9 protein-coding genes are annotated in these 9893 nt (G+C 70.8%); 6 read left to right on the top strand and 3 right to left on the bottom strand.

What is annotated here, in order from left to right; genetic code table 11:
- Positions 1 to 36: 36 nt before the first annotated feature.
- Positions 37 to 2022 (bottom strand): carboxypeptidase-like regulatory domain-containing protein, encoded by a 1986-nt coding sequence (locus tag ACZ6N8_RS05720; RefSeq protein WP_466007816.1) that lies wholly within the window; start codon positions 2020 to 2022, stop codon positions 37 to 39.
- A 162-nt stretch (positions 2023 to 2184) separates the two neighbouring features.
- Here ACZ6N8_RS05720 and ACZ6N8_RS05715 point away from each other — a divergent pair, with 162 nt between their 5' ends.
- From ACZ6N8_RS05715 to amcA, 5 genes are all read left to right on the top strand, one after another.
- Positions 2185 to 2538 (top strand): sterol carrier family protein, encoded by a 354-nt coding sequence (locus ACZ6N8_RS05715; protein WP_466007814.1) that lies wholly within the window; start codon positions 2185 to 2187, stop codon positions 2536 to 2538.
- 168 nt (positions 2539 to 2706) lie between these two features.
- The gene (gene purF, locus ACZ6N8_RS05710) at positions 2707 to 4245 is read left to right on the top strand and encodes an amidophosphoribosyltransferase (RefSeq protein WP_357982257.1); all 1539 of its coding nucleotides are present in this window, start codon (positions 2707 to 2709) and stop codon (positions 4243 to 4245) included.
- Positions 4246 to 4306: 61 nt separating this feature from the next.
- The gene (gene purM / locus ACZ6N8_RS05705; protein ID WP_139586136.1) at positions 4307 to 5461 is read left to right on the top strand and encodes a phosphoribosylformylglycinamidine cyclo-ligase; all 1155 of its coding nucleotides are present in this window, start codon (positions 4307 to 4309) and stop codon (positions 5459 to 5461) included.
- A 174-nt stretch (positions 5462 to 5635) separates the two neighbouring features.
- Complete coding sequence (gene amcB / locus ACZ6N8_RS05700) at positions 5636 to 6739, top strand: cyclophane-forming radical SAM peptide maturase AmcB (RefSeq protein WP_466008318.1); 1104 nt, start codon at positions 5636 to 5638, stop codon at positions 6737 to 6739.
- Positions 6708 to 6944, top strand: coding sequence for a multiple cyclophane-containing RiPP AmcA (gene amcA / locus ACZ6N8_RS05695; RefSeq protein ID WP_139586138.1), 237 nt, complete (start codon positions 6708 to 6710; stop codon positions 6942 to 6944). The genes amcB and amcA overlap by 32 nt, the downstream gene beginning before the upstream one ends.
- A 144-nt stretch (positions 6945 to 7088) precedes the next feature.
- Here amcA and ACZ6N8_RS05690 read toward each other — a convergent pair whose 3' ends face one another.
- Positions 7089 to 7304, bottom strand: a complete 216-nt coding sequence (locus ACZ6N8_RS05690) for a DUF3073 domain-containing protein (RefSeq protein ID WP_007454329.1) — start codon at positions 7302 to 7304, stop codon at positions 7089 to 7091.
- Between the two features lie 302 nt (positions 7305 to 7606).
- A complete protein-coding gene (locus ACZ6N8_RS05685) occupies positions 7607 to 8689 on the bottom strand; it encodes a Glu/Leu/Phe/Val family dehydrogenase (RefSeq protein WP_364369669.1) in 1083 nt (360 codons plus the stop codon).
- A 193-nt stretch (positions 8690 to 8882) separates the two neighbouring features.
- On the opposite strand from ACZ6N8_RS05685, the gene ACZ6N8_RS05680 reads away from it, so the two are divergent.
- On the top strand, positions 8883 to 9722 hold the full coding sequence (locus tag ACZ6N8_RS05680; RefSeq protein WP_364369667.1) for a DUF8083 family protein: 840 nt from the start codon (positions 8883 to 8885) through the stop codon (positions 9720 to 9722).
- Positions 9723 to 9893: the final 171 nt, after the last annotated feature.

Below are 9893 nucleotides of genomic sequence, written 5' to 3'. Positions count from 1 at the left end.
CAAACCGGGTGGCCGTTCCTCGCGCTGTGGTGGGGGTCAGTCGTCGAGCCAGTCGAGGCGTCGGCCGCCCCGCTCGGTCGGCGGCGGGCCGTCCGGCCGGGCGCGGCCGGCCTGCTGCCCGTAGCCGCCCTGGTCGTAGCCCGGCTCGTCGTAGCCGCCGCGCTGCGCCGGAGGCTCCTGGCCGTAGCCGCCGCGTTGCGCCGGGGGCTCCTGGCCGTAACCGCCCTGGTCGTACCCGCCGGCCTGCTGGCCGTAGCCGCCCTGGTCGTAGCCCCGGTCGTCGTAGCCGCCGCGCTGCGCCGGGGGCTCCTGGCCGTAACCGCCCTGGTCGTACCCGCCGGCCGGCTGCCCGTAGCCGCCCTGGTCGTAGCCGCCGGCCTGCTGGCCGTAGCCACCTGTGGGCTCGGCCGGTCGACCGCTGTACGGGGCCGTCGGGTCGGGCTGACCGTAGCCCTGGCCCTGCTCCGGCTGGTAGACGCCTGTGGCGTACGGGTCGGCCGGAGCCGGGTACTGCGTGTCGCCGGTGTACCGGCCGGTCGGCTCGTCGAAGCGCTCGCCGTACGGGGCGCCACCGGCGGGAGCCGGCGGGTAACCTGCCGCGCCGGCCGGGGCCGTGTAGTCGCGGCTGCCGTAACCGCCGCCCGAGGAGGGCGCGGCGCCGTAACCCGCGCCCGAGCCGGGTGCCGCGCCGTAGCCGTCCCCTGCCGCTCCCGCGCCGTAGCCGCCCTCGGGGGCCGTGCCGTAGCCGCCACCCGAGGCGGGAGCGTTGCCGTAACCGCCCGCGCCGTAGCCGCCGGCAGGCTCGTCGCCGTAGCCCGTGCCGCCCCAGCCCTGCCCGCCCGCCGCGCCGTAGGGCTGCGCGGGCGCGCCGTACGGGTCCGGGGGAACATCGTCGACCACCGGGCGGTGCATCATCGTCGGCGCCTCGCTCAACGCCGCACCACCCACCATGGTCGGGTCAGGTCCGCCGCCGGCCCGGTTGACCACCCGGGTCTGGTCGTCGCCGCCCCGGAACGCGCCACGGGCAGCCGGCACCGCGCCGGCCGCGCCGACACCGTCCGGAGCGTCCTCGTCGTCGCCGTTCTCCTTGCGCCGCATCCAGAGCAGCACGATCGTGCCGACGCCGGCGGCCACCAGCAGACCGCCGAGCAGGATGATCAGGTACGAGCCGAAGCCGCCGCCGTCGTCCTCGTTCGAGGCGTTCGCCGCCGCGCCCGGGCTGGCCGCCTCGGACGGCTGATCCTCGGCACCCTCCTCGGTCGCCTCCTCGGTGGGAAGCGCCTCGGCGGTGGCGGACGGGGTGGCGCTCGGGGTGGCCTCGGCCTTGATCTCCAGGCTGATCCGCTGCCCGGTGACGGACTGCCCCGCGTTCGCGTTGAAGCTCTTGGTGGCGGTGATGTTGTCGAAGCTGGCACCGAGATCGATACGGCCCGGAGCGATCGGCTTCTCCGTGGTGCCGGTGAAGCGGAAGTCGCCGCTGCCGTTGCTGATGGTGTCGATCCGCCTACCGGTGCTGTCCTGCAGGATGACTATCGCGTTCGGGACCGCTTTGCCGTCGGCCTTCTTGACCACCTTGCCGGAGACCGACCGCACGGTCTGGTTCTGCGGCGGCGGCGGAGCGGCAGCCGCCTTGACGGTGACCCGGAGTGTGCGGCCGTTGTCGTCGCCGGTGACCGTGATCTTCGCCTGGGTCCCGTTGGCCGCCGGTGCGTTCGACGAGGCGGACAGGGTCAGGGTGACCTGCTTCGGCGCTATTCCCTCGAAGTTGATCGGCCCGCATCCACCGCAGGTGACTCCGTCAGGCAGGCCGGTCACGTCGATATCCGCAGAGGTCTCGCCGACGTCGGGCCTGACCAATACGTTGACAGTGCTGCTCTTGCCCGCGTCGATCGAGACAGAGTTGTCGGCAGTGCTGATCCGCGCGGCCATGGCCGGTGTGGCGGGGACGGCGAGCAGAGCGCCGGCAACCAGCGCTACGACCACACCGGCCCGCTGCTTCCAGGCACGTCGGTGTGTTGACACGTCCACCGCCTTCCGGGCTGACTTCCCTGGTGACCGGCGGGGCGCCGGGCCGGGGATCATCACGGTACGAATACGCCGTCGGCAACTATGCCTTGTCTCACTGGATCGGCGCGACCCAGGGCCAGCGTCGAGTGCTCGACCTGCGGGTCGTATCGTCCCGTCGTGTCCTCTCCGTACAGTAAGTCCGTCGCGGTTGCGGCGGTGTTGTCGGCGCTCGACGAGGGGCGTACACCCGAACGGTCGGTGTTCCGGGAAGCGGTCCGGACGTTGTTGGCAGTCCTCGCGGAGCGTGCCCCGGGCCGATCGGTGGAGGTACGGGTCCCACCATACGGGGCGATCCAGTGCGTTCCCGGTCCTCGACACACCAGGGGAAACCCTCCAAATGTGGTCGAGATGTCGCCCGAAACCTGGCTCGCGCTGGCGCTCGGTCGGCTCGACTGGGCGCAGGCGGTCACCGACGGTCGTGTCCAGGTGAGTGGCGTCCGGGCGGACCTCTCGGCGTTTCTGCCCCTCTGAGTACTCCGATGGCTGAGTTTTGGTGACTCTCAGCAGGGAAATCGTGACTAACTGTATCGACAGCTGTTCGCGTACACTGTCAGGCGACGACAGTGGTCCCGGCCGAGGAGTGTGGATCCGCCCCGTGATCCCCGCCAGGCCGGTCCAGACCAGCGTGAGGGAGCGGTAGTGCCCCGAGGCGACGGCCGTTTGAGCCACGACCTTGATCCCCAACGACCCGGCCCACAGGACGCCTGTGGCGTCTTCGGTGTCTGGGCCCCCGGCGAAGAAGTTGCCAACCTGACCTACTTCGGCCTCTACGCCCTTCAGCACCGTGGCCAGGAGGCGGCGGGCATCGCGGTGAGCGACGGCTCCGGTGTGGTGGTCTACAAGGATCTCGGCCTGGTGGCCCAGGTCTTCGACGAGCCCACCCTGGCCAGCCTGCGTGGCCACCTGGCGATCGGGCACGCCCGCTACTCCACGACCGGCGCGTCGAACTGGGAGAACGCCCAACCGACAATCCGGTCGACCAGCTCGGGCACGACCATCGCGCTTGCCCACAACGGCAACCTGGTCAACACCGCCGAACTGGAGAAGGAGGTCGCCGAGCGCGGCCTCGTCGCGGACGGCTCGACAAACGACACCTCCCTGGTGACCATGCTGCTGGCCAGCCGACCGGATCTGTCGGTCGAGGCGGCCGCGATGGAGGTGCTGCCGCAGCTGCGGGGCGCCTTCAGCTTCGTCTTCATGGACGAGTCGACGCTCTACGCGGCCCGTGACCCGCACGGCGTACGCCCGCTGGTGCTCGGCCGACTCGAACGCGGCTGGGTGGTGGCCAGCGAGACCGCCGCCCTGGACATCGTCGGCGCGAGCGTGGTGCGCGAGGTCGAGCCGGGCGAGCTGATCGCGATCGACGAGGACGGGCTGCGGTCCACCCGGTTCGCCGCGCCGGAGCCGAAGGGCTGCCTCTTCGAGTACGTCTACATCGCGCGTCCGGACGCCACGATCGCCGGGCGCAACGTGCACGCGGCGCGGGTGCAGATCGGCCGGCAGTTGGCCAAGGAGCATCCGGTCGAGGCCGACCTGGTGATCCCGGTGCCCGAATCCGGCACCCCGGCCGCGATCGGTTACGCGGAGGCGTCCGGCATCACCTACGGCGCCGGCCTCATGAAGAACCCGTACGTGGGGCGCACCTTCATCCAGCCGTCGCAGACCCTGCGTCAGCTCGGCATCAGGCTCAAGCTCAACCCGCTGCGGCAGAACGTGCGCGGCAAGCGGCTCGTGGTGGTGGACGACTCGATCGTCCGGGGCAACACCCAGCGGGCCATCGTCCGGATGCTGCGCGAGGCGGGCGCGCTGGAGGTGCACGTGCGCATCTCGTCCCCGCCGGTCAGTTGGCCCTGTTTCTACGGGATCGACTTCGCCACCCGGGCGGAACTGCTGGCCAACGGGTTGGACAACGACGGCATCCGGCGCTCGATCGGCGCCGACACGCTGGGCTACGTTTCACTTCCCGGCCTGATCGCCGCGACCGAGCAGCCGAAGACCAGGCTGTGTCGGGCGTGTTTCGATGGGGAGTACCCGATCGAGCTGCCGGCCGGCAACCTGATCGGCAAGCACGTGCTCGAAGGGGTGGGCCGACGGGTCGCCGACTCGGCGCCGGAGGCCCCGCACACCAACGGCTCGTTCGTCGCCACTCCTGGTGGCGTGACCGCAAACCGCCCGTAGCACCAACCGGCGCGGCCCGGCCACCGCCGGCGCGGCACCGAGAACCACAAAGGGGAGAACCGTGACGCACGTGTCCGAGCGCAGCGGCGCAGGAAGCAGCCCGACCGGCGCCGGCGGCGACCGCCAGCCCTGGACGGGCGGCGCCGGCCGCCAGGCGCGCAAACGCTCGGTCTCGTACGCCGACGCCGGCGTCTCGATCGACGCGGGCGACCGCGCGGTGGAGCTGCTCAAGTCGAAGGTGCGCCAGACCCGCCGTCCCGAGGTGCTGGGTGACCTCGGCGGCTTCGCCGGTCTGTTCCGACTGGACACCACGAAGTACAAGAACCCGATCCTGGCGTCGTCCACCGACGGCGTGGGCACCAAGCTGGTGATCGCCCAGCAGATGGACATCCACGACACGGTCGGCATCGACCTGGTCGCGATGGTCGTCGACGACCTGGTGGCCTGCGGAGCCGAGCCACTGTTCCTGCTCGACTACATCGCCACCGGCGAGGTCGTTCCGGACAAGGTCGCCGAGATCGGCGCGGGCATCGCCGACGGCTGCCGGTACGCGGGCTGCGCGCTGCTGGGCGGGGAGACCGCCGAGCACCCCGGCGTTCTGCGCCCGGACGAGTACGACATCTCCGCCACTGGTGTCGGCGTGGTCGAGGAGGCGGACATCCTCAGCCCCGACCGGGTCGAGGTGGGCGACGCGGTGATCGCCATGCGCTCGTCCGGTCTGCACTCGAACGGGTACTCGCTGGTCCGGCACGTGCTGCTCGGGGCCGCGCGGATGCGACTGGACATCGTGATCGACGACTTCGGTCGGCAGCGGACCCTCGGCGAGGAGCTGCTCACCCCCACCAAGATCTACGCCAAGGACTGCCTCAAGCTGATCGCCGAGGCCGACGTGCGGGCCCTGTCCCACATCACCGGCGGCGGCATCCCCGGCAACCTGGTCCGGGTGCTGCCTGAGCACGTCGACGCGGTGGTCAACCGGTCCACGTGGAAGCCGCAGCCGGTCTTCGACCTGATCCAGTCGAAGGGCCGGATCGACGACCACGACATGGAGTCGACGTTCAACATGGGCGTCGGCATGTTCGCCATCGTCTCGGCCGAGGACGCCGACCGGGCGCTGGCGACGCTGACCGGCCGTGGGGTCGAGGCGTGGCAGGCCGGCGAGATCATCGAGGGCACCGGCAACGTGCAGATGGTCGGCCAGCACACCCGCGGATGATCACAGTCCGGTGATCGTACGGGCACCTGATCAGGGCTTCACCCGAGTGGCCATCGCCGCCTAGCCTGAAGGGCACCCTTCAGAGACGCTCGGGAGCCGCCTCGCGGCTTCCCGACCGCCTCTCAGGCCAGGCGGAGGAGGGCGATGGCTGCTCGGGGACAGTCGTTCAGCGGGATGCGCGGCCTCGCCGCGGTTCCGTCGTACGTCGTCATGCAGCCCACCACCCTCTGCAATCTGGACTGCGCGTACTGCTATCTGCCGTTCCGGGCCGACGACCGGCGGATGCCGGTGCCGGTGGCCGAGGCGGTGGCCTCGGCGGTCAATCCGTGGGCGACGGCGGGTCGGTTCTCGGTGGTGTGGCACGGCGGCGAGCCGTTGGCCACGGGCCGGGAGCACCTGGCGGCCCTGATCGCGCCGTTCGGCCCCGCTGTCGAACACCACGTGCAGACCAACGCCACGTTGATCGACGACGAGTGGTGTGACTTCTTCGCCAGGCACGAGGTGCGGGTGAGCGTCAGCGTGGACGGGCCGAGGGAGCGCAACGGCGACCGGGTCAACCGGGGCGGCCAGCCGGCGTACGACCGGATCCTGCGCGGTGTCGCCGCGCTTCGCCGGCACGGCCTGCCGTTCTCCGCGCTGGCCGTGGTGTCCCGACCGGAGTCGGGGCTCGCCACCGAGCTGTACGACTACTTCCTCGAGCTGGGCTGTGACGTGCTGGGCATCAACATCGAGGAGACCGAGGGCGTCAACACCCGCGACAACCGCCATGACCCGGCGGCGGTGACGGCGTTCTGGGCCGAGCTGGTGTCGGCCTGGCGGCGGGAACCCCGGATCCACCTGCGTGAGGTCGAGTGGTCGCTGCGGTACGCCGCGGCGGTGCTCGACGACTCGGCGGACGGGGTGCTGCCCCGCCGGCTGGACCCGATCCCGACGATCGGGCACGACGGCTCGGTGACGGTGCTCTCGCCGGAGCTGGCGGGCTTCACGGACGCCCGCTACGGCGATTTCAGCAGCGGCAACGTGCTGGCCACCCCGCTGGCCGAGATCCTCACCGGCGCGGCGGCCACGCCCTGGGTGGGCGAGTTCCTGGCAGGCGTGGAGGCGTGCCGCACGACCTGCCCGTACTTCGGCTTCTGTGGTGGTGGCCATGCCGCCAACCGTTACTTCGAGCTGGGGCGTTTTGACGGTACGGAGACCGAGCACTGCCGCAACAGCAAGATCCGCCTATTGGAGGGAGTGTTGGAGCATGCCCGAGACCACCAGTCACCGGCGGCCTGAGCGCGAAGCGGACGAAGCTCCGGACGGAGTCACCGAGCGGGTACGGGAGGCGGCCCCCGGGCTCGTCGCGCTCCTTCAGGAGGCCGAGGACGCGCGGCGGCTCCGGGCGGAGGTGTCGGGCTCCGACGGCGCCAGCGCGGTCTGCGCCTGGAACCACTTCGAGAACATCCCGACGTTCTACAACTGGAACAACAGGCCGCGCTGAGGGTGACCGCGATCAGGGGCCTGTCGGCCGGCCGGGTGACTTCCCGGCCAGGGCAGGCCCCTGATCGTCGGCACCGATGCGGCTCCCGACGGGCACATGCGTGAGCACGCGGGGGTCACCGCGTGCTCAGCTCACGTCGAGAGGTCAGCGGGTCGGGCGGACCCAGGGATCCGGGTCGTCGTCCGCATGATTCTCATCATCGTCGTCGACGAACTCTTTTGAGTCGTCGTCGAAGTGGTGCTCAGACTTACCAGCACCCGCCAGTTCGCGCTGCAAGGCGGTGAGGTCGGTGTTCGGGGAGTGGTACTTCAACTCCCGCGCCACCTTCGTCTGCTTGGCCTTAGCACGGCCGCGCCCCATGGCTCGACCCCCTCGCACAGAATGCGGGGCAGCCCGAAGGCGGGCCCCGATGACGTCAGGCATCTCTCGTGGCTCTTACGGTACATGGGGATGCCATCGTTCGGCACCTCGGGTTACCGTCGGCCGGCTCTGCGCGTCGCGTCGATCCGGCCGTCACCCAGTGTACCCGGTAAGGAGCGGAGCGGAGAGCACCCGTGACACGGGACAAACCACGCCAAACTTGACCTGACCTCAGCCTACCGAGACGGGCCGGCGGACGGGCCCGGAGGCGGATACCGATCGATCCGCCTCCGGGGAACAGGTCAGCGCAGGTGGATGGTGCGCAGCCGGCCGACCTCTGCCATCCGCCGCTCCGCCAGCCGGTCCGCGGCCACCGCCGGTGGTACGCCCTCGGCGTCGGCCAGGTGCAGGATCTCCCGGGTGGTGTCGAAGATCTTGGTCGCCCGCAGCTTCGCCCGGTCGAAGTTGAAGCCCTCGATCTCGTCCGCCACCTGGATCACGCCACCGGCGTTCACCACGTAGTCCGGGGTGTACAGGATGCCCCGGTCGGCAAGCAGCTTCTCGATGCCCGGGTGGGCGAGCTGGTTGTTGGCCGCACCTGTCACCACCTTGGCCCGCAGGGCCGGCACGGTGTCGTCGTTCAGGGCGCCGCCAAGCGCGCACGGGGCGTAGACGTCGATGTCGGCGGCGACCAGCGCGGAGGCGTCGTCGACAAGGGTTACCTGCGGGTGGTTGGCACGGACCCAGGCCAGCGCCTTCGGGTTGACGTCGGTGGCGACCACCTCGGCGCCGTCCTCGAGCAGATGCCCGGTCAGGTACTTGCCGACCTTGCCCAGGCCCGCCACGCCGACCCGCCGGCCGCGCAGGCTCGGCGTGCCCCAGACGTGCTCGGCGGCGGCCCGCATCCCCTGGAAGACACCCCAGGCGGTGAGGATCGACGAGTCGCCGGCGCCACCGTGCTCGACGCTGCGACCGGTCACGTACCGGGTCTCCCGGGCGATCACGTCCATGTCCGCCACGTACGTGCCGACGTCGCAGGCGGTGTAGTACCGGCCGGCGAGCGACTCCACGAAGCGGCCGTACGCGCGCAGCAGCGCCTCGCTCTTGATCTGCTCCGGGTCACCCCAGATGACCGCCTTGCCGCCGCCCAGGTCGAGCCCGGCAAGCGCGTTCTTGTACGCCATTCCCCGGGACAGGTCGAGCACGTCGGCGAGGGCCTCGTCCTCGCTGGCGTACGGGTAGAACCGGGTGCCGCCCAGCGCCGGCCCCAGCGCGGTGGAGTAGATCCCGATGATCGCCTTCAGGCCGCTCTGCTTGTCCTGGCAGAACACGACCTGTTCGTGACCTGTCGATACCGGGTCGTCGGTGCTCGCGAATACGCCCATGGCTGGCTCCTGGAGTGGGGTGCGTCCTTGTGGGACGCGGACCTGGTGGACCCCGGCGGGGATGATGCCGGTGTGATCGAGCCTAGTATCGGCCGCCGCGCGGGTGCTCGACGCGCCGCCGCCGTCCCACGTTGCGGCGCGCGTGGTCCGGGCGCTGACCGCGCTCGTGTGCGGTTCGTGGGAGGATCGCGCCGTGCCGTCGCTCTTCGCTTCTTACCTGCGCGTGTACGAGCCGCTGACCGCCTTCGACCGGGAGCGTCAGAGTTACTGGCGTCGCTACGTGTCCGAGGGGCGGGCCGTGGCGCCCGTGGAGGGTCCCGTCCGGCAACGGACGGCGGTCATCGAGGCGTTGGGCGCCGGCTGGACCAGGCTGCCCGACCTGCCCGAGGAGGCGTACGTCCTGGAGACGGACGACAGCCTGCTGGTCTGCCCCTGGAACCTGCGCATCCGGGTCGCTGAGGCGGCGCTCAGCGCCCGGGACGGGGTGCCCTCGGTGCTCGCCGACGCGTTCGTGCCGCCGGTGCTCGCGGGGCAGGCCAGGGCGGTGGTGGACGACTGGCGCAGTGGCGCGCGGGTGCTGGAGCACGGGGTGCCGCGCGTCCACGAGCAGATCGCGACCTGGGGCGTACCGCTGCGGTGGTTCGTGCTCTTCGAGGCGGCGGAGCGTGACCTCGTCACGGAGCCGGGCCGGCGGGCGTTGCGCTACCGCACCGAGATCTCCAAGGCTCGGCGGCGCTCCTCGCGGGCGCTGTCGGTGCTGCGCAAGTCGGTGGGCGAGGCCCCGATCACCGACGCGGTGGAGGAGGCGGCCCGCTGGCTGGAGGAGTTCCATCCGCGTTCGGTGGTGGAGCTGGACTACGGCGGCCTGGTCGACCTGCTCTCGGACGAGACACTCGTCGCGGACGACTCGCCGGAGCTGGTGGCCGGGGGCCTCGCGGGGCTGTCCCGCGGTGAGGCCGAGGAGGCGTCGGCCGCGTACGACACGTTGGTGGCCCGGTGGCGTGCCGTACAGCTGCTGGAGCGGTGCAACTAGGGCAAACTGCCCGAGGAGCGCTCCCAAGGCGAGGTGCGCTCGTAGTTGACGCATCACGAACCGTGATCATGAGTCCGAATAAGGTAGTTTCTGCCGTGTAAAAGTCGTAAAAATCGGGCATGGTTCATCCGTCCGTCTAGGGACCTTCATCCGTTCGGCCCATGTCGGACA

The organism is Micromonospora sp. NPDC047521, from assembly GCF_055587305.1.
This window is presented reverse-complemented; position numbering and strand designations above follow the sequence as displayed.

Bases quoted from the DNA above. Each gene is read 5' to 3' on its own strand.
- amcB (WP_466008318.1), top strand. From the start codon at position 5,636: ATGCGCGGCCTCGCCGCGGTTCCGTCGTACGTCGTCATGCAGCCCACC.
- amcA (WP_139586138.1), top strand. From the start codon at position 6,708: ATGCCCGAGACCACCAGTCACCGGCGGCCTGAGCGCGAAGCGGACGAA.
- ACZ6N8_RS05690 (WP_007454329.1), bottom strand. From the start codon at position 7,304: ATGGGGCGCGGCCGTGCTAAGGCCAAGCAGACGAAGGTGGCGCGGGAG.
- ACZ6N8_RS05685 (WP_364369669.1), bottom strand. From the start codon at position 8,689: ATGGGCGTATTCGCGAGCACCGACGACCCGGTATCGACAGGTCACGAA.